Consider the following 26,128-nt stretch of genomic DNA (forward strand, 5'->3'; position numbering starts at 1 on the left):
GTGCTGCTCCTGTCCGTGATGCACCCAGTCCAGCAGCTCCCGGCCGCGTGCGAGAGTGTCTGACTGTCACCGCTCCCCCGGCACTTCTCCCGCGACATCCGTGACTTCTGTCATGCACATATGGTGGGGACATGAGCATCGCGTCCGCCCCGGGCACCGCGACCGCGCACCGGGAGCTGCGGCTCGCGCGGCACGTCAGCGTGGCCTGGTGGTACACGGCGAGCGGGGTCCTCCTCTGGCAGGCGCCGTTGGTCCTGACCTGGAGCGCAACGCTGCAGCACGCCGGCTCCGCCCTGGATTCGGTGGCCGTCGTGGCCATCGGCGGCGTCCTGTGGATCGCTGCCTCTGCACCCCTGGTCCTGGGCTACCGATCTCGCGACGCCAAAGCACCGCGGATGAGGCGGCGCACCGTCCTGCTGCCGCTGACGATCGGCCTCGTCTACGGCGGGGCGGTCTGGGCCGTCAGCGGCATCTGGGTCATCTCGGCTGCGCCCGTCCTGCAGATCCTCGTGCTGGTGCACTGGCCGCGCGGCGTGCGCCTCCGGATCCTGGTCGCGGCGACGCTCCTCCTGGCCTCACTATGGCTCGTCGACACCCGCCTGACCCTCCCGCAGATGGCGGCGGACGAGGCCACGCTCTGGTGGCCCCTGGGCCTGTTCACGATCGCCACGCCCCCGCTGACGGTGATGTCGCTGTGGTGGTGGGATGTGCTCGTGTCGCTGGACCGCGCACGCGCCGCGGAGGCACGGCTCGGGGCGACGCAGGAACGACTGCGGATGGCCACGGATGTGCACGATCTGCAGGGGCACCATCTGCAGGTGATCGCACTGCAGCTGGAGCTCGCCGAGAGGCTGATGCCGCAGGACCCCTCGGCCTCGCTGGAGCAGGTGCAGGCCGCGCGGGCGAGTGTCGATGCCGCACGGCAGGAGACTCGTGATCTTGCGACGCGGTTCCGATCCGTGCCTCTGGGTGATGAGATCGCCAATGCAGTGGATCTGCTGAGGGCTGCGGGGACGAGGGCCAAGGCTTCCCTCGCTCCGGATACCGAGCACGCGCCAGCGGATGTGCTCGGACCGGTCATCCGCGAGACGACCACGAATGTGCTCCGTCACGGCTCGGGCACATGGGCCAGGCTCTCGCTGACCCACGATGGACAGGCGTGGCGCTACGAGATATCCAATGATCGCGCGGCCGGAGCGGACGACTCGGACGGCTCCGGACTGGAGGGGATCGCCCGCCGTGTGGGCGAGGCGGGCGGTTCCCTCGAGGTGAGTCGAGGGCGAAGCGATTTCACGGTGGTCGTCACCGTGCCGGGCGGAGGCGTGACGTGATCCGGGTGCTGCTCGCAGACGATGAGGCGATGATCCGCTCAGCGCTGGCGGCCCTGCTGCGACTGGAGGCGGATATCGAGGTGGTCGCGGAGTGCGCAGACGGCACCCAGGCACTCGCCGAGGCGACTCGTCTCGTGCCGGATGTCTGTCTGCTGGATCTGGAGATGCCGGGCCTGGACGGGGTCGAGGTGGCCGAGGGGCTGGCGCGCCGGGTGGCCACGCGATGCGTCGTGGTGACCCGACACGCTCGCCCGGGTGTGCTCCGGCGGGCGCTCTCCTCGGGCGTGTCCGGCTTCGTGCCGAAGACTCGAGGAGCGGGCGACATGGCCGAGGTCATTCGCCGAGTCGCCGCCGGAGGTCGCTATGTCGACCCGGAGATCGCCGCGGATGCCCTCAGCGATGAGCGGTGCCCGCTGACCGATCGTGAACTCGATGTGCTGCGCTCCGGGCGACGCGGCGAGACGACCGGGCAGATCGCCCGTGCCCTGTCGCTCGCTCCTGGGACGGTGCGCAATCATGTCTCGACGGTGCTTGGCAAGCTCGGAGTGCGCACACGGCAACAGGCGGTGCTCCTGGCTGAGGAACGCGGCTGGATCTGAGGTGCTCGGAGTGGCCCTCGAGTGGGCCCTGGACGAACCAGACCGACTCGATTCCCCGGTCGCGAAGGGCGGGACGTTCCGGACCACCGCGCTCAGGAAGCCCTCGCGAAGGCTGCGCGGAGGGCGGCGATGCCCGCGTGGACGGTACGCTCCGCGCTCCCGCCATGGCCCTGCGCGTGGAGCCTCGCGTACGTCGGTGCCACTGCACTGTCGACCCCGGCAACGTGCTCGCCTCGCGCGACGTGTGCGGTGGTCGCGCTGCCGATGACGAAGTTGGACAAGGCGTAGGCAAGGGTCAGCGGCTCCGCGACCTCGAGCTCCACGAGGAGCACCGTCAGCCGTTCGGACAGCCTCAGGTAGTGCGGTCCCCGCGGGGGACGCATCGCGACCACCTGGCAGGCCCAGCGGTGACGGACCAGGTGCCGGTAGTAGGCGAGCATCAGGTCGTCGATATCGTCCTCGACGAGCGCTCGAGCCATATCGGGATCGTTCCCGAGTGCGTCGTCGAGTGCGAGGTCGAACAGGTCCTCCGCGGACTCGACGCGTGAGTAGAGGCTCGCCGGTGCCACACCCAGACGACCAGCCACGGCGCGCACCGTCACAGCCCGCAGGCCACCGTCATCGAGGAGGTCGACGGAGGCGCGGGCGACGTCGTGGACGTGGACGGCCCGTGCCCGCCGTGCGGGCTTGACGTGATCCCAGTAGCTCATAGCCACAGACTAACCACACTATGTTAGTTTTGTTTGCATGCTCGACGCCTCGATCCTCCCGCTCGAGAACACTCGAGCTCGGCTCCGACCCCTCCACCCCGACGACGCCATGGCCTTCGCCCAAGGCACCGACGACCCCGCGGTGCGCCAGTTCGGGCACCTGCCCCAGCCCGAGTACACACCGGCGTCGGTGCGAGCAATGATCGAGCAGGATGCCTCCCCGGGCCTGGAACGCGGCGATCTCGCCGTCCTGGCCATGGCCCGCGCCCGGACCGACATGTTCGCGGGCAGCCTGGTGATCTTCGGCGTCAGCGCAGAGAGCGCCGAGGTCGGGTTCTGGCTCCATCCGGCACATCGCGGCTCCGGCATCACGAGCGCGGCCCTCGACCTCGCCGCCGAACTCTCCCGACGCAGCGGTCTGCGAGAGCTGACTGCGAGGACCCTGCCGGAGAATGTCGCGTCCCAGCGCGTCCTCGACGAGGCCGGCTTCACGCTCCAGGGCCGCGACACCGGTACGGCCCCATCGGGCCACCGGGCTGAACTGCTGCACTACGCGCATCTGCTCCGCGACGGTCCGCGGGAGAACGGATCAGCCTGAAGGGTGCGCACACGGCGGGCCACTCGGTTCCGCAGCACCCTCGGCTGCGCCGGCCGAGGCCGCCGAACGGCTGACGCGAAGCCGAGGCACGACGCCTCGGGCCCCTTCGACCTCGCGCCAGCGAGGCTGCCGGCTCCTCACTGCGCTGCAGACGGGATGCGCGAGAAGTCCTCCTCGTCGAACGACGCGAACAATTCGACCAGGCCTCGGGGAGCGTCCGGCGCGAAGATCATCTCCAGGTTGTCGGCGGAGCCCTGCGCCAGCTCCGCAGAGCGGGAGAACATCGCGGCCTCATACCGAGCAAGCGCGGACTCGACGTCGCCCGGGTGGTTCGCGAGCGACAGCGCCAGCTCGGCGCCGTCGTACATGGCGAGGTTGGCACCCTCCCCTCCGAAGGGGGACATCACGTGCGCAGCGTCTCCCAGCAGGGTGACCCCGGGCATGCGATCCCAGGAGTGTCCGACCGGGAGGGCATGGATGCGACGCGGGATCGGCGCGGAGTCCGCGTGGATGATCATGCCGCGCAGCGCCTCTCCCCACCCGTCGAGGAGCTCGAGCACGGCAGTCTTCGCGGCTTCGACATCAGTGAAGTCGATGGTGTCCACCCAGTTCTCCGGAGCACGGTGCCCGGCGTAGACGTGGAGGCTTCCGTCGCTCTCCTTGTGTCCCAGAATGCCGGTGGATCCACCGAGTGCGAACAGCATCCCCTCGCCCATGACTGCGGACTGCTCGGGGTGATCGACATCGGCGTTATCGAGGTCGACCTCGATGAACGAGATCCCCGAGTACTCGGGGGTCGCGTCGGACAGGAGCGGTCGCACCTTCGACCACGCCCCGTCGGCTCCGACCAGCAGATCGGTGCTGAGCCTGCTTCCGTCCGACAGCTCGACCTCGTGACGACCGAACTGTCCGTCCACGGGCCGCACGGCGATGACCTTGCTGCCCCACCGGACCGTGCCGACGTCAAGGGAATCCAGAAGCAGTTCGCGGAGACTGCCGCGGTCGATCTCGGCGCGCTCGAGGGCGCCTGAATCCAGGTCGTCGCGAAGAACTGTGGCGTGCTTGTCGAGAATGCGCATCGCCTCCCCGCCCTGGTGGATGCGGGTGAGGAACTTTTCGTGCAGCCGTGCCGTGCGCAGCGCCTTCTGCCCCGTCTCGTCGTGGATGTCGAGCATGCCGCCCTGGGTGCGGCCATGACGATCGGGTTCGAGCTCGAGAACGGTCACGGCGAACCCGTGCAGCTGCAGCACGCGCGCGGTGGTGAGACCGCCGAGGCCGCCGCCCACGATGAGCACGGGGGCGTGCGGGGAGGCAGTGGTGTCGGGTGAGTCGGTGGGGTCCGGGATATCGGTCGTATCAGTCATCTGAGGCTCCTTCAGGCCGGCCGCCCTCGTGCGGCGGACCCGGGGGTCGGTGGTGGTTACTGGGTGACGGGCTGAGGAGTGGCGACGATCCCGGCGATCTGTGCGCGCAGGGTCCATTCCCACCGCTGCTCCGGTGCTCCCGCGAGCAGAGCATCAGCGTGGGCGGCGAGGTAAGGGGTCTTCGCCGACGTGGAGGCGCGGACGGCGGCGAACAGGGCGTCGAGCTCTTCGTCCGCACTCATACCTGTGTCGGTGTCGCCTGTCTCGTGAGGGGCATGCTCTGCTGCATTGGCGGTCGCCACCAGCAGCAGGAGATCGGCACCCCAGGTCGCCTGGCCCGGAGAGATCCCCGCCCCGTCGATGAAGAGTTCGATCAGCCTGTCGAACACGGCGAAGAGGGTGGGGCCCGAGGGCCGCTGCACGAGCGCGGACCGCGCGAGGCCGTGGTAGCGCACGATCACATCCCGATACGCGGTGACCAGCTGCTCGACCTCCTCCTGCCACGGACGGTCGTGGGGCATCTGGATCTCGCCCAGCACCTCGTCGAGCACCGCGGCGTGCAGTTCTGCAGTATTGCGGATGTAGACGTACAGCGATGCCGGCCCGGTCTCGAGCTCTGCCGCCACCCGCCGCATCGTGGCCTTCTTCAGGCCTTCGCGGCGCATGATGTCGATCGTGACGTCGATGATCCACTGACGTGACAGCGGTGGTTTCGCGGGACGGTCGCGCCGGCTCCGAGGTTCCGAAGATTCCACCATCACTCGCTCACCCCCTCTGTCATAGCCTGCTCCGCTGCCATATCCTGCACCGTCCTCACACTCACCGGAACATGTTCGGGACGAACATGTTCGTTCGATGCGACGATAACGAACATGTTCGTCGTTGTCCAGAGTGGGCGGGGGTCTGCCGGTGAGGTGCGACGACGCAAACGCTCGCGCTACCTCTGAGCACTCACCGCCTGGTGAGGCGCTCCTCCAGGTCCGGCCAGGCCACGTGCAGGTTCTCCGTCGCCATGAGGCCTTTGGTCGCGAGGTAGTCGGCCAGCAGGACACCGTGCGGGGACAGCTCGATGATGGTCAGGCCCGCCACCTCGCCCTCAGTCCCGGCATCGAGCACCCAGGGCTCGGCGAGCTCGGAGATCCCATGCTCGATGAGGCGTTCCTCCCCCGCCTCGAAGTCCTCCGGCGCCCCGAGGGCGTGGCCCAGCAGCGTTCGAGGCTGCACGGTGTCGTACTCCATCGTCAGCGGCTCGAGATAGCCGACCGTCTCCCCGTCCTCGCGGGTCACGGCCAGCCAGTCGCTCAATTCGCTCATGAGGGAAGAGCCTACTCACGTCCCCGTCGGCGTCCAGCATCCTGTCCCGTCCGGCAGTGGTCCCGACCAGTGCTCTCGTTCCTGGCCCGAGTCGGCGCCGCGACCGTAGTGTAGGGACGCAAGCGCCCGGGACGATCCCTGGGCTCCGACTCCCGTGAAGGAAGACAACGATGTCAGCCGAGAACCCGGACCTCGCGATCGCCCAGGCGGCGACCCTGCAACCGATCACCGAGATCGCCCAGACCGCAGGCATTCCCGCTGAGGCCCTCGTGCCTTACGGCTCCTACAAGGCGAAGATCGACGTGCGGAAGATGACGCCTCCCGCCACCACCGCCACGCTGGTGCTGGTCTCGGCCATGTCCCCCACTCCCGCAGGCGAGGGCAAGTCGACAACCACCGTCGGCCTCGCCGACGCGTTCACCCTCAAGGGCCTGCGCACCATGGTGGCGCTGCGCGAACCGGCCCTGGGCCCGATCATGGGCATCAAGGGCGGCGCGACCGGCGGCGGGTACGCCCAGGTCGTCCCGATGGAGGACATCAACCTGCATTTCACCGGCGACTTCCACGCCATCCAGATCGCGAACAACACCCTTGCCGCCCTCGTGGACAACCACATCCACCAGGGAAATCAGCTCGGCATCGACCCGCGCCGCATCCAGTGGAAGCGCGTTCTCGACGTCAACGACCGTGCCCTGCGCTCCATCGTGGTCGGTCTGGGCGGGCCCGCCCAGGGTGTGCCGCGCGAGGACGGCTTCGACATCGTGGTGGCCTCCGAGATCATGGCGATCCTGTGCCTGGCCTCCGATCTCGCCGATCTCGAGGAGCGGATCAGCGCCGTGGTCATCGGCTTCACCTACGACCGCGAACCGGTCTCGGTCGCCGATCTCGGTGTCGCCGGCGCGATCACCATGCTGCTCAAGGACGCCCTGCTGCCGAACCTGGTGCAGACCCTCGGCGGCACCCCGGCGCTCGTGCACGGCGGCCCCTTCGCGAACATCGCCCACGGCTGCAACTCCCTGGCGGCGACGAAGCTCGCCCTCTCGCTCTCGGAGATCACCGTCACCGAGGCAGGCTTCGGCTCCGACCTGGGCGCGGAGAAATTCCTGGACATCAAGTCACGCCTCGGAGGCCTCACCCCGGATGCGGCCGTCGTGGTCGCCACCGTGCGCGCGCTGAAGATGCACGGCGGCGTCGCCAAGACCGACCTCGCCACGGAGAACATCGACGCCGTCCTCGCCGGGACCGTGAACCTCGCCCGGCACGTGGAGAACCTCCGCAAGTTCGGCCTCGAGCCCGTCATCGCGGTGAACCGCTTCCCCACCGACACCGAGGCCGAGCTCCAGGCCGTGCTCGACTGGGCTGCGCAGAACGGCTTCCGCGGGGCGCTCTCGGAGGTGTGGTCCCGGGGCGGCGACGGCGGTCTCGCGGTGGCCGACGAGGTGCTCGGCGCGATCGAGGCGGGCGGCGGGAGCGACTTCCACCACCTCTACGATCCCGCCGCCGGCATCGAGGAGTCGCTGCGCACGCTGGCCCGCGAGATCTACGGCGCCGACGACGTCGTCTTCGAGGACCGCGCGCCGGCCCAGCTGCGGATGCTCCAGCGCAACGGCTGGGACACGCTGCCGGTGTGCGTCGCGAAGACCCAGTACTCCTTCTCCGACGACCCCGTGCTGCTGGGCGCCCCCACCGGGCATCTGCTGCACGTGCGGGACCTCGTGCCCAAGATCGGTGCCGGCTTCGTCGTCGCCCTGACCGGCGCGATCATGACCATGCCGGGCCTGCCGAAGGAACCGGCCGCACTGCGCATGGGCGTGACCGAGGACGGGGAGTCCATCGGGCTCTTCTGACGCCCGGTAACGCGGACGCGATCAGGGCCGGGGGTCGCGCTCGGCGACCTCCTCGGCTTCGCGCTCCGTCTCGTCCTCGAGGTCGACGTCGATGATCTCGACGTCCTCGACCTCGTCGGCGCCGGACTCGGGCTCCTGCCAGTTGTGATCCGTGAGGGCGTCGGCGGTGGTGGTCACGATGTTCTCCGGGAAGCGCTCCTCGCCGTCGAAGGCCATGCCCTCGTGGTCGTCATCCTCCTCGTCGATGAAGCCGTCCTCGTCGTCATCATCGTCCGTGGGCGTCGCCAGGCGCGGGCTGAGCTCGTCGATCGCGTAATCGCCACCGCGCACGAAGCCACGACGGAAAGCCGCACGGCCCACCATGACGCTGGCGACTGGCACGGTAGCCATCTGCGCGAGCAGCACGACCAGCAAAAACGCTGCCAGGGACCACGAACCGGCCGCCAGGCTGACGCCCGAGAACACCAGGATCAGCCCCAGGACCTGCGGCTTGGAGGCCGCGTGGATGCGCATGAGCACGCCGTCGAAGCGGTTCAGACCGATGGCAGCCAGCACGGCCGGCAGCAGGCCGGCACCGATCAGCACCGCAGCGAGGATCTCGACCACACTCATCGCCATCCCTCCGTCCCGTCCTCGGCACCGAATCCGTGCGCCTCGTCATCGTCCTCGAAACCCCGGGACCCCTCCTCGGCCCCGAAGCCTCGCTCCGAGGCGCCCGCGGCGAGGACGTCATGGTCGGTGAGCTGGTCGTCGACGGAGTTGATCGGATCCGGCTCCGCATCCGCACTGTCGTGGTCGATATGGATGGCATCCAGCGGGCCGGTGTGGGTGCCGGCCTCCTCGGCGTCGCGTCGCCGACGCCGACCCTGCAGAGGCTCCTCACGCGCCACGAAGCGGGCGAAGGTGACGGTGGCGATGAAGGCGAGCCCCGTCAGGCCCAACATCGCAGGCCCCGCCCAGCTGGCCCTCGCGGACGCCGTGTACAGGGCCATGCCCAGCACCACGAGCACCACCAGGGAGTCGGTCGAGACCGCGCGGTCCAGGATGGTGGGGCCGACGATCATGCGGTACACGACAAGGATCGCCGTCACGGCGAGGATCACGCCATAGACCACCAGGACGATGTCGAAGGGGCTCATCGCAGACCCGCCTCCTCGAGGACCTCACGACGCCCGATGGCCCACAGCAGTCGCTTCTCCTGCTCGAGGACGATCCGCCGAGCCTTCTCGACCTCCTCCTCGGTCCCGGCACCGATGGTGTGCAGGAACAACATGCCGGTCGCGCGCTGTGCCTCGACCACCACGGATCCGGGGATCAGGGTGCACAGCACACCGGTGACGGTGAGGAAGAAGTCCGAGCGGGAGGCCATCTTCACGGCGATCACCGAGCTCGGCGGCTGCGGACCGGGACGGATCGCGAACCACCCCACCTGCACTGCGGATTCGCACAGGTCGTACAGGAAGCGCAGCGCGAACTTCAGGAACCGTACGGGGCGCAGGGTGAGCTCATGCCCGGTCGGCGGCATCGGGAACAGGATGAACACGATCACGGCGGCCATCAGGCCACCCAGGACGTTCTTGAGGTCTACCCCACCCCACAGCAGGCACCACAGGGCCACGGAGACGACGATCCACAGCGCGGAGCGCCGCAGATCCAGGAGGCGTGTGGCCATCATCGGGTATCCACCTTCCGCCCGGCGTCATCGATGCGATAAGCCAGGTCATCGGCCGCCTCGTCGCCGAGCACTGCGCTGACGTACGGCGTGCGCTCGAGCACCGAGGAGGCCGCCTCGTTCGCGTACGTCATGATCGGGCCGGCCAGCACGGTCAGCATCAGGGAGAACGCGATCATCGCTGCGGTCGCGCCCGTCATCACCTTCGGCATCACGTAGGCCCGGCTGACGATCTCCTCGCTGGGCTCCTGCCAGAAGGCACGGTTCCAGATCTTCGCGATCGCGTAGAGCGTGAGCAGGCTGGTGAGGACGCTGATGCCGACGAGGAACCATCCGGAGGCCCGGTCGTACTCGATGCCGGCCTCGATCAGACCGACCTTCCCGATGAACCCGGAGAACGGCGGGATGCCGGCGAGGTTCATCGCGGGGATGAAGAAGAGGACCGCGATCACCGGCGCGAGCTTCGCCATCCCGCCCAGCTTGATGAGGTTCGTCGTGCCTCCCCGGGTCTCGATCAGACCGGCCCCCAGGAACAGGGTGGACTGCACGGTGATGTGGTGGGCGACGTAGTAGATGGTCGCGCCCATGCCCATCTGGGTGCTCATCCCGATGCCGAACAGCATGTACCCCATGTGGGAGACGAGGGTGAACGACAGCACGCGTTTGAGGTCCGTCTGCGCGACAGCACCGAGGATGCCGACGAACAGGCTCAGGGCCGCCGCGGCGAGCAGCAGGTTCTGGGTCTGCGAGGCAGGGAACAGCAAGGTCTCCAGGCGCAGGATCGCGTAGATGCCGACCTTGGTCAGCAATCCCGCGAACACGGCGGTCACGGGAGCCGGCGCCGTCGGGTAGGAGTCCGGCAGCCATGCGCTCAGCGGGAAGATCGCGGCCTTGATCGCGAACGCCACCAGCAGCATCAGCTCGAGCATCATGCGGGTGCCGGGCTCCAGCCCGTCCAGACGCACCGCCATCTCCGCGAGGTTCACGGTGCCGGTCGCCGCATACACCGCCGCGATGGCTGACAAGAAGATCACGGAGCTGAGCAGCGAGACGATCACGTACGTGGTCGCTGCACGGATGCGGCTGGCCGATCCGCCGAGTGTCAGCAGCACATAGCTCGCCGCGAGCAGCACCTCGAAGCCGACGTACAGATTGAACAGGTCCCCCGCGAGGAAGGCCATCGACACCCCCGCGACCAGGGCGAGGTAGGTCGGGTGGTAGATCGCGACCGGGGTGCGTCCCGTCCGCTCGTCGACCGTCTGCGCGCTGGAATACACCAGCACGGCGAGGGTCACGAAGCTGGAGACCACGAGCATCAGGGCGGTGAGCCGGTCGGCGACCAGGACGATGCCCAGCTGCGGTGTCCAGTTGCCGATCTGCAGGACCAGCACGCTCTCCTGGCTGACGTACCAGCCCATCGTCAGGGCGACCGTGAGGATCGCGACGAGCGTGAGGATCGTCAGCCACAGCTGGATGCGCGGATGGTGGCGCAGCAGCAGGGTCACAGCCGCGCCGCCCAGCGGAAGCATCACCGGCAGCGCGAGGAGGAGTTCCATGCTCATGTCCCTCCTCCTTCCTCGGGGTCTTCGCGGTCGGATTCGGTCGCAGGTCCGGCTCCCGGGGCGCCGGCCGCGTGGTGGTCCGGCCCGGTCGCGGAACCGGAGGCGTCAGCCCCGTGGCCCGCGCGCTCCTTGGGCCGGAACACCCGGCGCGGCGCGCTCGCCTGGCCCTCGTCGGCCTCGGTCGGGTCCTGCGGGACGTCCTCGGCACTGGTGAGGTCGGAGCCGAGCTGGTCCTCACCGGCCGGAGTGAAGCCCTGCGAATGCATGAGCGCGCCCCGGCGCGATTCCTCCGACAGCGCCTGCGACCACGGCAGCTTCTCGGCATCCTCGGAGCGTCGGCGCCGACGGCGCAGCACGCGCCGGTCCTCGACGTCGTCGGGGACCTCGTCGTGCCCGAACAGCTGCCACGCCCGATAGGCCAGGGCCATGCCGAAGGCGGTGATGCCCAGGGAGATCACGATCGCGGTGAGGACCATGGCGAAGGGCAGCGGATCAGTCATCGTCTCCGGCTCCGCGGTGCCCTCGAAGGGCGGGTTGCCGGGCGGTCCGGCAGCGACGATGAACAGCAGGTTCACGCCGTTGCCCAGCAGCACGAAGCCGAGGATCACGCGGGTCAGGGTGCGCTCGAGCACGAGGTAGACGCCGCAGGCGATGAACACCCCGGCGGTCAGGAGCAGGGCGAGACTAACCGACATCGACTTCCGCCTCCTGCTGCTGGTCGATCTGGGACCCGAGGGTCCGCAGGAAGTCGAGGAGGACGCCCACGACCACGAGGTACACGCCCGTGTCGAACAGGAGGGCGCTGGGGAAATGGAGCTCACCAAGGACCGGCACCTGTACCACCGGCGTGGCCGTGGCGAACACGGTCCCCCCGAACAGGACCGGCAGCACACCGGCGATCACGGCGATCGCCATGCCTGAGCCGAGCACCAGACCGGCCTGCACGGGAGCGGCCTCGGAGAGCTCGTACCGCCCGCCGGCCAGGTAGCGCAGCGCCAGGGCGAGGCCCGCCACCAGGCCACCGGCGAATCCGCCGCCGGGCAGGTTGTGGCCCGCCATCAGCAGGTACAGCGAGAAGATCATCATCAGCGGGAAGGCGATGCGCGTGGTGACCTCGAGGATGACCATCCGCCGCTCCGGTGCCAGGGTGAGGCCGGCCGAGAGCCAGGTGCGCCACCGGTTGCCGCCGCCGACGTCATCGGGTCGGGCATCGAAGTCCAGGGCGTTCTGCGGCAGCGCCGGATCCGCGTGTCGACGCCAGATCGAGGTGCGCGAGTCCAGGTCCCTCACACGGGAGATCGACTGCTCGCGACGGGTCACGAAGATCAGGGAGGCGACGCCGGTGGCGACCACCAGCAGCACCGAGATCTCACCCATCGTGTCCCACACGCGAGCATCGACCAGGGCCACATTGACGACGTTGTGCCCGCCGCCGATCGTGTAGGCGGTCTCGATGAGGCCCGGGCCGAGCGGCTCGAGATAGCGAGCATCCGCGGCGTACAGCGCAGAGCCGCACAGCACGACGGCCGTGCTGATCGCGATCGCCCAGCGCCCCCAGGCGCCGATCCTCAGCGGCCGACGGGAGAAGTGCGTCGGCAGCCTGCGCAGCACCAGCACCAGCACCACGGTCATCGCGGTCTCGACCAGCACCTGAGTGGTGGCGACGTCCGGCGCACCCGCGACCAGGAACAGCAAGGCCACCGCATAACCGGTCACCGAGATCAGGAATACCGCGCGCAGGCGGCGCCGGGACCGCGCGGCGCCGAGCGCGGCGAGCGCGGCGACCGGAAGCACGATGAGCTCGATCGGATGGTGGAACAGCACCAGGTTGTCCGGGACCTGGGACTGCGAGATCGCGATCGGGGCCACCAGAGCGATCAGCACCAGCAGCATGGTGCCCAGGGTGTAGGGCAGCGAGCCCCGCTGGAACAGCGGCGTGATGGCCACGGACACGGCATCAATGCTGCGCATCAGCCGACGGAAGGCGCGCTCGGCATCGATCCGGTCGAGCGCCTCCTCGTTCGCCCAGCTCAGCGGGGACACCTTCTTCTGCATCCTCGCGACGGGCCGTGCGATCAGGCACAGCAGCGCGCCGACGCCGAGAGCCACCACGGACGCCAGCAGCGGCACGCCCACGTGCGGGATCACCACGAGATGGATCCCCTCCCCGGTCTCCGGCAGCACGGCGGAGAAGCCGCGCAGGATCGTCTCGAGGGGGCCGCCGAGGAATGCCAGGACCACCGAGAACACGGCCACCAGGGCGGGCGGGGCCCAGAACAGCACGGGAATCTTCGGGGTCTCGACGACCGGGGCCCCCGGTGCGGCGCCGAAGGCGCCGTGGACGAACCGCCAGGAGTAGGCGACAGTGAGGATCGATCCGGCGACCAACGCGATCAGCAGTACCCGATGCCAGGGGGCGCCGTACCAGAGCGCGGAGAACAGGGCCTCCTTGGCGACGAAGCCGAACAGCGGCGGCACCGCGGCCATCGACGCCGCCGACACCGTGCCGATCAGGGCGACCACCGGCGCCACTTTCCAGACCCCGGACAGGACGCGCAGGTCGCGGGTGCCGAACTTCTTGTCGATGATGCCGACGACCATGAACAGCGGTGCCTTGAACACCGCGTGGGCGATCAGCATCGCCAGCCCGGCCAGCAGCGCGTCGTGCGTGGCCAGTCCCGCTATCGCGGAGAGGAAGCCGAGCTGGGAGACCGTGCCATAGGCCAGCAGCAGCTTGAGGTCGGTCTGTCGCAGGGCTCGCCAGCCGCCCAGCAGCATCGTCGCCGCGCCGACCACGGCGATGGCGATGCTGACCCCCTCCATGAAAGTCAGCGCGGGGCCCATGCGCAGGATCAGGTAGACGCCCGCCTTGACCATCGCGGCGGCGTGGAGGTAGGCGGAGACGGGCGTCGGCGCTGCCATCGCACCGGGGAGCCAGAAGTGGGTGGGGACCAGGGCGGACTTCGTCATCGCCCCGGCCAGGATCAGCACCATCGCGATGACGAGGTAGGGGCCGGCGTCGGCCCACATCGAGGAGGCCAGGATCGTCGACATGCGCAGGGAGCCGGCCTCGGCGCCGAGCATCAGCAGGCCCACCAGCATCGCCAGTCCCCCGGCGGTGGTGGAGATCAAGGCGTTCATCGCGGCACGGCGCGACGCCTGCTTGTCCTGGTAGTGCCCGATGAGCAGGTAGGAGAAGACGGTGGTCAGCTCCCAGAAGGTGTAGAGCACCATCACGTCGTCGGAGAGCACCAGGCCGACCATCGCACCGGCGAAGGCGGTCAGCACGCCCGCGAACCGGCCCAGTCCGGGCTCGGTGTCCTTGAAGTAGCGGGCGCAGTAGAGCAGCACGATCGCCCCGATGCCGGTGGCGATCATCGCCATCACCCAGCTCAACGGATCCAGGCGGAAGGCGAGGTCGATACCGAAGGCCGGGATCCACGGGATCGAGACGTCCAGCGGGGCGTCGGCGAGAGCGCGCGGGTCGATCGTCGCCAACCAGATGGTGGACGCCGCGGGCACCGCAGCCAGGGGGAAGAACGCGTTGCGCCCCATCAACCGCACCAGGACCGGCCCGAGGAGCGCAGCCACAAGGTGGGCGAGGAGCATCGAATACACGCAGTCTCCGTCCATCGTGCGCGGGGAAAGGGGCCTCCAGCATTCTACGGGAGCGCGCTCAGTAAATTCTGAGGGTCATCTCGCACCTGCGGTGCAGCGGGGCCCGGCGCGCTCCGTAGAGTGTGCTCATGGCCACCATCCCTGACCAGGGCGACCGGGTCGCACCGGATTCCGCTCCGCGGCACCCCCGACGTCCCGTCGTCTCCTTCGCCCTGTGGGACGGGGGGATGTCCGCCTTCAGCTCCGTCATCCTCACCTTCGTCTTCGCGACCTATGTCGCGAGCGCAGTGGCCTCCGAGGGCGCGGTCGGCGAGGAGGCGATCAAAGCCGCCCAGGACCACGGCTCCCAGGTGCTGACCACCTGGCAGGCCGTCGGCGCCGTCGCGATCGCCCTGCTCGCGCCGCTGCTGGGAAATCTCGCGGACCGCGGCGGTGCCCGCAACGCACTGCTGCGCATCACCACGATCGCCACCGTGGTCGTGGTGGCGCTGATGCCGGTGGTCGCACTGGACTCCGACTACCTCGCCCTCGGCGCGATCCTCATCGCCCTCGCCGTCGTGTTCAGCGAGCTCGCCGGAGTGTTCGTGAACTCCGTGCTGCCCGAGGTCTCCACGCCGCAGAACCGCGGGAAGGTCTCCGGCACCGCCTGGGCGGTCGGCTATTGGGGCTCCATCGTGTGCCTGGGCATGGTGCTGGTGCTGTTCGTGATGCCCGGGACCGGGCTGCTCGGCATCACCGGGGAGGGCGGGTGGAACTACCGTGCGATCCCGGTGTTCGTGGCCCTGTGGATCCTGGTCGGCACGCTGCCGCTCATGCTCTGGGCTCCGAAGCATCCGGCGTCGGCCCCCGGCGAACGGTGGAACCCGTGGCAGGGGTACGCGAGCATCATCAAGCGCGTGATCCGTGCGTTCCGCGAGGAACCCATCATGCTGCAGTACCTGGTCGCCTCGGCGATCTACCGTGACGGCCTGGGCGCGGTCTTCTCCATCGCAGGTGTGCTCGCGGCCAACGCCTACGGCTTCTCCACCGTCGAGATCATCCTCTTCGGCATCGCCGCCAACCTGGTCGCCGGTATCGGAGTCTTCCTCGGCGGTCGCGTCGACGACCGCGTCGGCCCTCGCCCGGTGATCATCGTCGGCTGCCTCGGCATCATCGTGCTGGGCCTGGTGGTGCTGGCCTTCGGCTCGGCGCTCGTGTTCTGGGTGGCGGGCCTGTCGATCTGCCTGTTCGTCGGCCCCGTGCAGTCCGCCTCCAGGAACCTGCTCACGCGGCTGTCGCAGCCCGGCCGCGAGACCGAGAACTTCGGCCTGTACGCGACGACGGGGCGGGCCCTGGGTTTCCTGGGAACCGCCGCTTTCGCCGCGACCGTCGCCCTCTTCCAGGACACCCGAACCGGCATCCTCGGCATCGTGATCGTGATCACCGTAGGACTGGTCGCGTTCGTCCCCATCAGGCTCGGCGCCGCCGGCAAGGCACCGGTGGCCGGCTGATCAGGCCAGGTCGGCCGGATCCACCAGGAAGCCCTCGAGATCCACGATGTAGCCGCCGACGGTCTCGGTCAGCAGTCCGGCGATCAATCCGACGCGGCGATACGCCAGCGACCACCGATCGGCAGTGGCCGCATCCGGCGACTCGAGCGCATCCTCCTCGCCATCCGCCGGCAGGTGGACCAGCTCGTAGGCGACCGCGCTGTCCAACCAGCTGAGCTCGGCCAGGGCCGTCGGCCGCGTGCTGCGGGACACCCGCACCGAGATCTCGTCCCCGTCAGGCAGAGGAATCGTCGCGCTGTACCCGGTGCGAGGGGTGCCCTCGGGGATCTCGTCGAGCTCCGCCTCGGGTTCCAGCGGCGCCAGCAGCTGGGCGAGGGACTCCGGGGCCAGCGCGTGCGGACTGACCACGGTCAGGTCGCGCACATGGAAGGGGTGGGGCTCCAGCCGGTTCCCGTCGTCGGTGACGACCGCGCCGTACAGGCGGCGCCCCAGCGACCACAGGAGGTCCAGCGCCCGCCGCTCCACCCCGAAGGGGAGCCCGGCGGGAAACGCCCGTGCGTACCCGTGCGAGTCCCCCATCCCCTCGGGCGCCGGGTCCTCCCGCACCCGCGGGGTGTCCATGGTCCAGCGGCCCGCGCCGCGCGGCGAATGATCCGGCAGTAGTCGGGTGTCCTCACCGGTCCCGATCGCGCCGTCCTCGCCGAGCACTGCCAGCGGTCGCACGTTGCGCACCATCGCCAGCACGTCCTGCGCGGCGGTGTCCCGGGGCAGCTGGAGGCGGTGACCGGTGCGGGCCCCGCCCTCGCGGCGGGCGTCATTCCGGCTGCCGACGTCGCTCATCGACCCTCCTCCACGGGGATCTCGGTGCGATGGAAGTTCTGGGCCGAGCGCGACGGCGTCGGGCCCCGCTGCCCGAAGTACCGGTTGAGATTGCCCGCACTGCCGTAAGGACGGTCCGAGGCGCTCGAGAGGCGGAAGAAGCACAGCTGCCCGATCTTCATGCCGGGCCAGAGCGCCACCGGCAGAGTCGCCATGTTCGACAGCTCGAGCGTGATGTGCCCCTGGAAACCGGGGTCGATGAACCCGGCGGTGGAGTGGGTGAGCAGGCCCAGCCGTCCCAGCGAGCTCTTGCCCTCCAGCCGCGCGGCGACGTCGTCCGGGAGGGTGATCTGCTCGTAGGTCGAGGCGAGCACGAACTCGCCCGGATGCAGCATGTACGGCTCCTGCGGGGAGACGACGACCTCACGGGTGAGATCCGACTGCTCCGTCGCAGGATCGATCATCGCGTACTTGTGGTTGTCGAACAGCCGGAAGTAGCGATCGATCCGCACGTCCACGGACGCAGGTTGGATCATCTCGTCGTCGAAGGGTTCGAGGCGCACTCGCCCGGCCTCGATCTGGCCTCGGATGTCATGATCGCTCAGCAGCACGGCGCTAACCCTATCCGGCCCGGCCCCGCGGCGGCGGCGCATCCCACGTCGTCGGGCCCGGTTCGCGAAGCTCGGCCACCTCAGGTAGGCTGACCAGCGTTCGCGTGAGCGATGGTGGCCCGTCCGGGGTCGCACGTCGCCAGCAGCGGCACCACGCGGGTGTAGTTCAATGGTAGAACTTCAGCTTCCCAAGCTGATAGCGCGGGTTCGATTCCCGTCACCCGCTCTTCTGGAACCGTCGGCCATCGGCCGGCGGTTCTTGCGTTCCCGGTCCGCAGCGGCGGCGCCGCCGCCCGGCCGCCCCGAGGCCTGTGTCATCTCCCTCCTGTCGAGGTGCAAGAATGCGTCATGCCCAAGATCATCGGAGGCTCCCTCGAGGAGCATCGCGAACGCACGCGCGAGAAGGTGTTCACCGCGCTCGCCGAGCTGCTGGAGACCCAGGAGTTCGAGACGATCACGTTCTCGAAGATCGCCACGGCCGCCGGCGTCGGCCGCACCGCGATGTACAACCACTTCCCGGACCGCGAGACCCTGCTGGTCGAGTACGCGCTCCATGAGACCTCCGACTACATCACCCAGCTGAAGGCGGGAGTGAGCGACTCCGCCTCGCCGCGCGACGCCGCGCTCGCCTACGTGCGCACGCAGCTCGAGCTGACGGTGTCCTTCCACATGCCGCAATCGATGGGCAAGGCGTCCCTGACCGAGGGTGCGGCCTCGCGGATGCGCGAGCACGTCCTGATGATCGAGGACGTGCTGCGACGGATCGTGCACGAGGGCGTCGACAGCGGTGACTTCGCGGCCGATCTCGACGTCGATGCGACGGTGCGGGTCATCAATTCGCTGCTGGTCGGCTCCTCCGCGCGACGGTTCTCGCGGCCGGCGCTCGAGGTGTTCGTCCTGCGGGGCCTCGGCGCCCGTCTCTGACCCCAGCCGGCTGCCCGACTGCCCGCCGCGACGGTGTGAGGTGTGACGGTCCGATTCCATGGAGTCGACCTGCCTCGTCGGAAGCACCGGAGAAGGGCCGGCCCTGACGACCTGCTCGTCGTCAGGGCCGGCCCTTCCGGATGCATCACTCCTAGGAGTCGGAGCCCTTGCCGGTGCCCGGCGACCCGGCACTGCCGCGCTTCTTCCGCGCGGAACGCCGCGGGCGCCCGGTGGTCACCGGGACCTGCTCGACGTGCTCGTCGTCGACCTCCCAGTCCATCGCATCCAGGCTGTCGGTGGAGTCCTCCTCGGCCCGGGCGAAGAGCGGCTTGGAGATCTCCCCCTCGCCGTCCTCGAGGTCGACCTCGAAGGCGGTCGCGGAGATCACCCAGCAGGTCAGGGCGATGACCAGCGCGATCACGGCGATCCCCCAGCGCAGGTACGCGCTGGTGCCGTCGGTGCTCATCGTGACCATCGCGCTGATGCCGAGGGCGGAGATCAGCGACGTCACCAGCAGCAGCGGCAGAGCGACCGAACCGATCGTGGCCCGCAGGGTCCCGGTCAGCACCGCGCCGCCGAGGGCGCCGGAGTGCCCCCAGGAGCCGGGGCCGCCGTAGCGCCCGTGGCTGATGACCGCGGCGGCGTTCTCCAAGGTGGACCCCGCACCGAGCGACCACAGGCCGAGGGCGGTGGCGGCCAGGACCACGCCGATGACGAGGCCGGGCAGGGCCGCCGGGCCCAGGCCGAAGCCGGCGACGATCGGCATCAGGATCACCAGCACCACGGCCGGCAGCACGGCGCGACGGACCATCTCGGGCATGTCCTCCAGGTTCACGCCGCTGCGCTTCTCCAGGAGCGCCGCGCGGGTCTCGACCACGGCGTGCGCACCGAGGCGACGAGCGCCGTCCAGCAGGGACGAGGTCACCAGCAGCACCGTGACCACGCCCAGGCCGATCCCGGCCAGCAGCGGCAGGGACGTGGGCGACAGTCCGTGCAGCAGGCGGTCCTCCCAGACGGTCGCCGCTCGCGGGGCGAGCTGCAGGGCGGTCACGACCGGGCTCAGAGCGGCGAGCGCGGTGAGTGCTCCGGCCAGGAGCAGGACGGCTCGCGGGCCGGTCGCGGCGCCGGCGGCGGCGTCGCGCAGCCCGCGCTCGGAGTCCGGACGGTCGGCGAGGGTCGGGGCCAGCAGCGACCCGGCGAAGGCCGCGGCCACCACCAGGGCGCCGAGACCCGCGTGAGCCAGCAGGGCGAGGGCGAGGGCCGGCACCCCGGCGCTGAGCACGCTGAGCACCCCGGCGATGATCAGCAGCAGGGAGAGGGCCCCGGCCGCGACCAGCGCCGTGGACCCGAGACCGGCCGTGGTGCCCAGGGCGCCGCCGGTGCGGCTGGTGCGGGCTGCCCGCAGCACAGACCCCCCGAAGCGGTGGCCCGTGGTGTCCAGCAGCAGGATCGCGGCCAGAGCCGCGACGACACCCAGGCCCAGCGCAGCGGCGACGACCGCGCTCGGAGAGACCGTGTACAGGGTCAGCACATCCAGGAAGGCACCCGCGTCGCGGGAGTCGTCGGTCGCGGAGACCCACTGACCCATATCGGTCACGGCCTCCTCGATCTGCGGTTCGAGCTGCTCACGCGGGAGCGGCTCGGGGCCGGCCACGGCCTGGTCGGTGAAGTTCTCGAGGCCGACGTGCGCGAAGCGCAGGTCCTTGTACGCCGAGGGCAGCCATAGTGCAGCGGCCGCGACCATTCCGGCGCCGCCGAGGACAGCAGGAAGGACCCCGCCCAGGCGGAGGGCTCCGCGCTCGTGGCCGGGCCGGCCCAGGTGCGGGATCACGGCGACCACACCCGCGGCGAGCATCGCGACGCCCAGGGCCAGGAGGACCACGAGGATCCCTTCGGCGGCCAGCACGGGCACGCCCAGCAGGACGCCGACAGCGGCGGCTGCGGTGGTCAGCGCCACCAGGTCGGCGCTGAAGGCGGCGCCGCGGCGGAACATCCGCGTGGTGCGCAGGTGGGGCGCGCCGAGGTTGCCGGCGTCGTCCGCCGCGGTCTCGTGCTCGTCGGTTCCCACCAGGAGCGCGGAGGCGGTCGCGGCGGTGTCGATCGGAGCTGCCGTCACACGGATCGCCAGCGCCGAGATCGCGGCGCCGGCGGCGAGCGCCATCAGCGCGGAGGAGCCCGAGGCGTGCAGGAACCACACCACGATGACGATCGGGAGGATCGCGGCGGCGAGCGTGCCGGTGACGGTCAGTGCCCCCAGGCGCGAGATCAGGGCAGGGCGGCGCTCGGCATCGACACCGAGGGCGGCCAGCTGCACGGCCAGGCCCCGCCAGGCGGCGAACGGGCCCAGCAGCAGGCCGACCAGCAGCATTCCCGAGCGCAGGATGCGGTCGTCGGTGGATCCGGGCACCAGGTACAGCAGCACCAGCGCGGGAACGCCGACCCACAGGATGATCGATCCGGCCGAGGTCAGGTGCTTCCCGAGGCGGCGGCCGAGGTCGTCGTCCACCTCGGGGCTGTCCTCGTCGCGGCGCAGGCGGCTGGGGACGATGGCGCCGGCGACCAGAGCGGCGATGGCGAGCACGCCGAGCACCAGCAGGGTGACGGCGATGTCATCGCCGAGGGGGAATTGCGTGATGAAGTCCAAGAGACAGCTTCCGACGTCGGGGCTCGGTGAGGTGGGCGGATCTACTCAGGCGAGCAGGGACAGATCAAGGTGGGTCGGGGCGCCGTCGACGAGACGGATCGGCACCCCCCAGTCCTGCTGGTGCATGTGGCAGGCCGGGAACTCGACCGCGGGATCGGCGTCGCAGGACGCGGCGCGGGCGCTGACGTGCAGGACGCCTTCGCCGTATGCCGGGTCGAACTCCAGCGTGCGCTCGAGCTCGGTGTCGACGCCGCCGCCCGCAGTGAGCATGGCCGACGGAGTGGTGGAGACGGTCATCTGGGTCGAGGGGCCCAGGGAGTTGTCGAGCTTGTGTCCCTCAGGAGGGGTGAACAGCACCCGGACCGTGAGAGGGCCGGGGCCGACCTCGGTGACGGGGCGCTCGGAGCGCTGGGCTCCGTGGTCGATGATGCGCTCGGCGGCTTTGGCGACCGGGACCCAGGTGACGCGGTGCGCCCCGGATTCGACGACGATCAGCTGGCCGATGCCGTCGACCGGAGGGCCGACGATCGCCGCGGACGGCTCCTTGAGGTCCGTCGCGACGGTGACCACGGTGACCTGCGCTCTCGAGCCGGGCTCGCCAGCACCGTCGGACCCGGGATCGTCGGTCCCAACCTCTGCGGACTCGTCGCCGGTGTGCTCCTCGATGATCCGGATCGCGCTGTTGTACGTGTCGGCGACGGCGATGCGGCCGTCGGGCAGGGCGGTCACCGCGAGCGGGTGCTGCAGGCGCGCCACGCCGTCCGGTCCCGCGGGACCGTCGACATGACCGAAGTCGAACAGACCCTGGCCCACCAGGGTGCTCACCCGCATGGTCTGGGGGTCCAGGACACGCACGGCGGAGGTCTCGGAGTCGGCGACGACGATACGGCCATCGGGCAGTTCGTCGAGCCCGGAGGGCTGCGCCCACCAGGAGGTGACGGCGGGGCCGTCGACCAGACCCTCCTGGGTGGTGCCGGCGAGCACCATCAGTGCCCCGGTGGTCGGGTCGAAGGTCCACAGCTGGTGGATTCCGGCCATCGCGATCACGGCCCGGTTCAGCACATGAGACCAGGTGACGTCCCAGGGCGTCGACAGCGCGTACGTGCGCGCGTCGCCCTCACCGCGGGGAAGAGGCTCGCCCTGCATCCACTGTGCACCCGAGCCGGCGACGGTGATCACCTCGGTCGCGGTGCGCGAGCGCAGCAGGCGATCCTGGCCGACCTTCACCCCGCGCAGCAGATGGTTGGCGGTGTCGGTCACGAGCAGGTCGTAGCCGACCTCGAGGGCGACCTCGTGAGGCAGGGCCAGGACGCCGTTGGGCTCCGTGAACTGCGCGGTCTCGCTGTCACCGTCCAGGTGGCCGCGGGTGCCGACACCGATGACCTCGTCGACGGTCTGGCCATCGCTCTGGAAGACCACCAGGCGGTGCTGGCCGGCGTCGGAGACCACCAGGCGGCCATCGGGCAGGGTGGCCAGCTTCGAGGGGAAGCGGAGGGTCTGCGGATGCCGTTCGGTGAGCACGGTGGGCGCCGGCCCCCGGCGCAGCGTGGCATCGGCCTCGCCCTCGGCGACGAGCCGGGTGATCAGCGCGTCGAGGTTCGCGGCGTGGCCCTCACCGGACAGGTTCCCGGCGATCCGACCGTGGGTGTCCAGCACCATGAGGGTCGGCCAGGCGCGAGCGCCGTACGCGGTCCAGGTCTCCAGCTCCGGGTCGTCGATGACCGGGTGGGTGACCTCGTAGCGCTCGATGTTCGCGGCCAGCGCCTCGGGATCCTTCTCGAACTCGAACTTCGGGGAGTGGACTCCGATGACGACCAGTTCATCCGCCCACTTCGCCTCGAGCGGGCGCAGCTCCTCGAGGACGTGCAGGCAGTTCACACAGCAGAACGTCCAGAAGTCCAGCAGCACGATCTTGCCGCGCAGCGCCTCCAGGTCGAGGTCGGCGCCACCGGTGTTCAGCCAGCCCCGCCCGCGCAGAGCGGACCCATGGGCTCGAGCGGTCAGGGGCGCAGCGGGGTCGGGAGGTGTGGTCATGGGGTCCAGTGAACACTGGTTCGGCGGGCAGTGGCCAACTCAGGTGACATGCGTGGACATTCGCACCCGGGGCGCCGGTGGGCGCGCCCGTGTACGTGTCCGGGCACGGCGGCCCTCACCAGGTGGCGATCCAGGCGGCCAGATCCGGATCCGCCAAGGAGGTCAGGGCGAGATCCGCGGGGGGCACGGGGTGGCCGGGAGTCGGCACCGCGAGGAGGCGCAGGCCGGCATCGCGGGCGGCGCGCGCCCCGGTCCCGGAATCCTCCAGCGCGAGCACAGCGGCCGGGTCGGCGCCGAGAGCACGGGCGGCCGCTGCGTACATGTCCGGGGCCGGCTTGGGGTGCTCGACGGTGTCGGAGGCCTCGAGCACGGTGAAATGCTCCCGCAGCCCGCCGAGGGTCAGCTTGTGCTCGAGCGCTTCGAGCCACGAGTTCGAGGCGCAGCCCAGCGGGACCTTGGCTCCGGCCAGGCGCACGATCTCCTCGGCTCCGGGCATGAGCTCGATCCCGGGGGCGAACTCCCGATCGAATTCGCGCAGGAGATCGGCCAGCACCTCCTGCTCGTCATGACCCGCGCGCCTCGCGATGATCTGCGCCGCGTCCTCGAGGGTCGAGCCGTGCAGCTCGACCTCGTCGCTCTCTCGCAGCGGGACGCGCCGGGCGGCGACGACCGTGTCCTGGGCGCGCTGCCAGACCGTCTCGGTATCCAGCAGCAGCCCGTCGCAGTCGAAGACGACCGCCTGGGGCGTCCAGTCGCCGAAGGCGTCCGTGAAGCGCGAGGAGGGAGGGGACGAGGGGGACATCGAGGAGGACGGGGACACAGTGCTCATCGGGGGCTCTCCCATCCGGCGATCCAGGCGCTCAGCACCGGGTCCGCGAGGGAGTGGAGGCGGCGTGGGCCACGCGGGTCCTGCCCCGGGATCGAGGGCACCACGATCAGCTGCAGCCCCGCGGCGAGCGCGGCGTCCGCCCCGGTCTCGGAGTCCTCGAAGCCCAGGCAGTCGGCGGGCTCGGCGCCGAGCTCACGGGCCGCGGCGACGTACATGTCCGGGGCGGGCTTGGGCGCCTCGACGTCGTCGAGGGAGATCGCGGCGTCGACGATGTCGGCGATGCCGAGGTCGACGAGCTTGGTCTCCAGCATGTCCCGGGGAGAGTTCGACGCGACGGCGACGGGCCTGACCGCAGCGATCGCACGCAGGGTCTCCACGGCGCCGGGGAGGGGTGCCATGGTGTCCCCGATGGTGCGGCGGTGCTCCTCCATCAGCTCGGTGCCCACCTGCATCGGGTCCTTGCCGACGGCCTCCGCGATGGTGACGACCACCACCTCGGCGGCGCGACCGGTGATCGCACGACGGGTCACGGCATCCAGCGACGCACCGTGCCGGGCGAGGTACTGGTCCTGCAGGGAGACCCAATGGCCTTCGGTGTCCACCAGGAGTCCGTCGCAGTCGAAGATCACGGCGGCCGGGGCCCAGACCGGGGGCCACGCATCGAGCGGGGACGGCGGCAGGGTCGCGAGGTCGGAAGTCATGGTGCCCAGGGTATCGACGATGACTGCACGTCCTCTCCGAGGCCCGGCGCTGCCGTCCTGCTCCCCGCCGCCGGGACGGCGGCGCCGTGCCCTGCAGCACGGATCAGCCGACGGCGACCAGGCCCCGCTCGATGTCGGCGAGGATGTCCTCGATGTGCTCGATGCCGACGCTCAGGCGCACGAAACCGGGCTCGATCCCGGCGGCGCGCTGCTCGTCCTCGCTGAGCTGGGAGTGCGTGGTCGAGGCCGGGTGGATGACCAGGCTGCGCACGTCGCCGATGTTGGCGACATGGGAGTGCAGGGTGAGGGCGTCGACGAAGCGTCGGCCGGCCTCGAGCCCGCCGGGCAGGACGAAACCGAGCACGCTGCCGGCGCCTCCGGGCAGGTACTTGTCAGCCGTCTCCTTGTACGGGGAGGAGGCCAGGGACGCCCAGGTCACCGACGAGATCCTCTCGTCGGCCTCGAGGACTTCGGCGACCTTGCGGGTGTTCTCGAGGTGGCGCTCCATGCGCAGCGGGAGCGTCTCCAGGCCCTGCCCGATGAGGAAGGCGTTGAACGGGGAGACGGCCGGGCCGAGGTCGCGCAGCAGGTTGGTGCGGGCGCGGGTGGCGAAGGCGGCCGGCACGGTGGCGAACACCAGGCCGTTGTAGGACTCGTCGGGCTGGGTGAACTGCGGGTACTTCTCGGCGTGGGCGGTGAAGTCGAAGCTGTCGCCGTCGACGATGACCCCGGCGATCGACGTGCCGTGGCCACCGAGGAATTTGGTCGCGGAGTGGACGACGACGTCGGCGCCGTGCTCGAGGGGACGCAGCAGGAACGGGGTGGCGACGGTGTTGTCCACGATCAGCGGGGCGCCGACCTCGTGGGCGACGTCGGCGATCGCCCGCAGATCCGGGATGTCCTGCTTCGGGTTCGGGATCGACTCGACGAAGAACGCCCGGGTGGTCTCGTCGGCCGCGGCGCGCCAGGACTCCGGGTCGGTGGGGTCGGCGACCCACTGCGGCGTGATGCCCAGGCGGCTCAGGGTGTACTTGAACAGGTTGAAGGAACCGCCGTAGAGGCTGGGCGAGACAGCGATCGAGTCCCCCGCTCCGGCGAGGTTCAGGATCGACAGGGTGATGGCGCTCTGCCCGGAGGCGAGCAGCAGGCCCGCCGCGCCGCCTTCGAGGGCGGCCACCCGGTCCTCGACCGCGCTCTGGGTGGGGTTGGTGATGCGGGTGTAGATCGGCCCGGCCTCGGCGAGCGCGAAGCGATCGGCCGCGGACTGGGCCGAGGGGAAGACGAAGCTGGTGGTCTGCTGGATCGACAGGGCGCGGGCGCCGGAACCGGGATCGGGCTCCTGGCCGGCGTGGATCGCGAGGGTCTCGAACTTCTGGGGCTGCTCGGTCATGGGTGCTCCTTACGAGGACGGTGTTGCCTCCAGCTTCGCCCACCGGTCCCGGGTCGGCGAGGATCATGAAC

The 26,128-nt window shown here is 70.1% G+C and carries 23 protein-coding genes and 1 tRNA gene; 7 read left to right on the forward strand and 17 right to left on the reverse strand.

The window, feature by feature from the left end; translation table 11 throughout:
- Nucleotides 1–131: 131 nt before the first annotated feature.
- Both INT51_RS16840 and INT51_RS16845 read left to right on the forward strand, forming a co-directional pair.
- Complete coding sequence (locus INT51_RS16840; protein WP_193106493.1) at nt 132–1,331, forward strand: sensor histidine kinase; 1,200 nt, start codon at nt 132–134, stop codon at nt 1,329–1,331.
- On the forward strand, nt 1,328–1,930 hold the full coding sequence (locus tag INT51_RS16845) for a response regulator (RefSeq protein ID WP_193106494.1): 603 nt from the start codon (nt 1,328–1,330) through the stop codon (nt 1,928–1,930). Before INT51_RS16840 ends, INT51_RS16845 begins: the two co-directional genes overlap by 4 nt.
- Nucleotides 1,931–2,022: 92 nt before the next feature.
- On the opposite strand, the gene INT51_RS16850 is transcribed toward INT51_RS16845, so the two are convergent.
- Complete coding sequence (locus INT51_RS16850) at nt 2,023–2,640, reverse strand: TetR/AcrR family transcriptional regulator (protein ID WP_193106495.1); 618 nt, start codon at nt 2,638–2,640, stop codon at nt 2,023–2,025.
- Between the two features lie 37 nt (nt 2,641–2,677).
- On the opposite strand from INT51_RS16850, the gene INT51_RS16855 reads away from it, so the two are divergent.
- Nucleotides 2,678–3,238 (forward strand): GNAT family N-acetyltransferase, encoded by a 561-nt coding sequence (locus INT51_RS16855; protein WP_193106496.1) that lies wholly within the window; start codon nt 2,678–2,680, stop codon nt 3,236–3,238.
- A 137-nt stretch (nt 3,239–3,375) separates the two neighbouring features.
- On the opposite strand, the gene INT51_RS16860 is transcribed toward INT51_RS16855, so the two are convergent.
- From INT51_RS16860 to INT51_RS16870, 3 genes are all read right to left on the reverse strand, one after another.
- Nucleotides 3,376–4,602, reverse strand: a complete 1,227-nt coding sequence (locus INT51_RS16860) for an NAD(P)/FAD-dependent oxidoreductase (protein WP_193106497.1) — start codon at nt 4,600–4,602, stop codon at nt 3,376–3,378.
- A gap of 56 nt (nt 4,603–4,658) precedes the next feature.
- Entirely contained in the window at nt 4,659–5,267 is a 609-nt protein-coding gene (locus INT51_RS16865) for a TetR/AcrR family transcriptional regulator (protein WP_370540823.1), read from the reverse strand.
- A gap of 286 nt (nt 5,268–5,553) precedes the next feature.
- Nucleotides 5,554–5,916, reverse strand: coding sequence for a hypothetical protein (locus INT51_RS16870; RefSeq protein WP_193106499.1), 363 nt, complete (start codon nt 5,914–5,916; stop codon nt 5,554–5,556).
- Nucleotides 5,917–6,086: 170 nt separating this feature from the next.
- On the opposite strand from INT51_RS16870, the gene INT51_RS16875 reads away from it, so the two are divergent.
- A complete protein-coding gene (locus tag INT51_RS16875; protein WP_193106500.1) occupies nt 6,087–7,763 on the forward strand; it encodes a formate--tetrahydrofolate ligase in 1,677 nt (558 codons plus the stop codon).
- 21 nt (nt 7,764–7,784) lie between these two features.
- Here INT51_RS16875 and INT51_RS16880 read toward each other — a convergent pair whose 3' ends face one another.
- From INT51_RS16880 to INT51_RS16905, 6 genes are read right to left on the reverse strand one after another with little or no spacing between them, the layout of a single operon-like run.
- Nucleotides 7,785–8,375 (reverse strand): monovalent cation/H(+) antiporter subunit G, encoded by a 591-nt coding sequence (locus INT51_RS16880; protein WP_193106501.1) that lies wholly within the window; start codon nt 8,373–8,375, stop codon nt 7,785–7,787.
- Nucleotides 8,372–8,902: a monovalent cation/H+ antiporter complex subunit F gene (locus INT51_RS16885; RefSeq protein WP_193106502.1), complete on the reverse strand. Its 531-nt coding sequence runs from the start codon at nt 8,900–8,902 to the stop codon at nt 8,372–8,374. The genes INT51_RS16880 and INT51_RS16885 overlap by 4 nt, the downstream gene beginning before the upstream one ends.
- A complete protein-coding gene (locus tag INT51_RS16890; protein ID WP_193106503.1) occupies nt 8,899–9,438 on the reverse strand; it encodes a Na+/H+ antiporter subunit E in 540 nt (179 codons plus the stop codon). The genes INT51_RS16885 and INT51_RS16890 overlap by 4 nt, the downstream gene beginning before the upstream one ends.
- Nucleotides 9,435–10,997: a Na+/H+ antiporter subunit D gene (locus tag INT51_RS16895; RefSeq protein ID WP_226985845.1), complete on the reverse strand. Its 1,563-nt coding sequence runs from the start codon at nt 10,995–10,997 to the stop codon at nt 9,435–9,437. The genes INT51_RS16890 and INT51_RS16895 overlap by 4 nt, the downstream gene beginning before the upstream one ends.
- The gene (locus INT51_RS16900) at nt 10,994–11,692 is read right to left on the reverse strand and encodes a Na(+)/H(+) antiporter subunit C (RefSeq protein ID WP_193106504.1); all 699 of its coding nucleotides are present in this window, start codon (nt 11,690–11,692) and stop codon (nt 10,994–10,996) included. Before INT51_RS16900 ends, INT51_RS16895 begins: the two co-directional genes overlap by 4 nt.
- Nucleotides 11,682–14,606 carry a Na+/H+ antiporter subunit A gene (locus tag INT51_RS16905; RefSeq protein ID WP_226985857.1) on the reverse strand — a complete coding sequence of 975 codons (2,925 nt, stop codon included), beginning with the start codon at nt 14,604–14,606 and terminating at the stop codon, nt 11,682–11,684. The genes INT51_RS16900 and INT51_RS16905 overlap by 11 nt, the downstream gene beginning before the upstream one ends.
- Before the next feature lie 137 nt (nt 14,607–14,743).
- Between INT51_RS16905 and INT51_RS16910 the strand changes: the two genes are divergently transcribed.
- Nucleotides 14,744–16,105 carry an MFS transporter gene (locus INT51_RS16910; protein WP_193106506.1) on the forward strand — a complete coding sequence of 454 codons (1,362 nt, stop codon included), beginning with the start codon at nt 14,744–14,746 and terminating at the stop codon, nt 16,103–16,105.
- Here INT51_RS16910 and INT51_RS16915 read toward each other — a convergent pair whose 3' ends face one another.
- Both INT51_RS16915 and dcd read right to left on the reverse strand, forming a co-directional pair.
- Complete coding sequence (locus INT51_RS16915) at nt 16,106–16,945, reverse strand: hypothetical protein (RefSeq protein WP_193106507.1); 840 nt, start codon at nt 16,943–16,945, stop codon at nt 16,106–16,108.
- The gene (dcd, locus tag INT51_RS16920; protein ID WP_193106508.1) at nt 16,942–17,535 is read right to left on the reverse strand and encodes a dCTP deaminase; all 594 of its coding nucleotides are present in this window, start codon (nt 17,533–17,535) and stop codon (nt 16,942–16,944) included. The genes INT51_RS16915 and dcd overlap by 4 nt, the downstream gene beginning before the upstream one ends.
- Nucleotides 17,536–17,690: 155 nt before the next feature.
- Between dcd and INT51_RS16925 the strand changes: the two genes are divergently transcribed.
- Both INT51_RS16925 and INT51_RS16930 read left to right on the forward strand, forming a co-directional pair.
- Nucleotides 17,691–17,761, forward strand: a tRNA-Gly gene (locus tag INT51_RS16925).
- A 122-nt stretch (nt 17,762–17,883) separates the two neighbouring features.
- Entirely contained in the window at nt 17,884–18,459 is a 576-nt protein-coding gene (locus tag INT51_RS16930; protein WP_193106509.1) for a TetR/AcrR family transcriptional regulator, read from the forward strand.
- A 151-nt stretch (nt 18,460–18,610) separates the two neighbouring features.
- Here INT51_RS16930 and INT51_RS16935 read toward each other — a convergent pair whose 3' ends face one another.
- The 5 genes from INT51_RS16935 to INT51_RS16955 all read right to left on the reverse strand — a co-directional run bounded on the left by INT51_RS16935 (nt 18,611) and on the right by INT51_RS16955 (nt 26,057).
- Nucleotides 18,611–21,103, reverse strand: a complete 2,493-nt coding sequence (locus tag INT51_RS16935; protein ID WP_193106510.1) for a pyrophosphatase — start codon at nt 21,101–21,103, stop codon at nt 18,611–18,613.
- Nucleotides 21,104–21,148: 45 nt separating this feature from the next.
- On the reverse strand, nt 21,149–23,137 hold the full coding sequence (locus tag INT51_RS16940) for a thioredoxin-like domain-containing protein (protein WP_193106511.1): 1,989 nt from the start codon (nt 23,135–23,137) through the stop codon (nt 21,149–21,151).
- A gap of 115 nt (nt 23,138–23,252) precedes the next feature.
- A complete protein-coding gene (locus tag INT51_RS16945; RefSeq protein ID WP_226985847.1) occupies nt 23,253–23,966 on the reverse strand; it encodes an HAD family phosphatase in 714 nt (237 codons plus the stop codon).
- Nucleotides 23,963–24,667 (reverse strand): HAD family phosphatase, encoded by a 705-nt coding sequence (locus INT51_RS16950; protein ID WP_193106512.1) that lies wholly within the window; start codon nt 24,665–24,667, stop codon nt 23,963–23,965. The genes INT51_RS16945 and INT51_RS16950 overlap by 4 nt, the downstream gene beginning before the upstream one ends.
- Nucleotides 24,668–24,770: 103 nt before the next feature.
- Complete coding sequence (locus tag INT51_RS16955) at nt 24,771–26,057, reverse strand: O-acetylhomoserine aminocarboxypropyltransferase/cysteine synthase family protein (RefSeq protein WP_193106513.1); 1,287 nt, start codon at nt 26,055–26,057, stop codon at nt 24,771–24,773.
- Nucleotides 26,058–26,128 lie beyond the last annotated feature (71 nt).

The organism is Brachybacterium sp. FME24, from assembly GCF_014897705.1.
In the GTDB taxonomy this organism is placed as follows: domain Bacteria; phylum Actinomycetota; class Actinomycetes; order Actinomycetales; family Dermabacteraceae; genus Brachybacterium.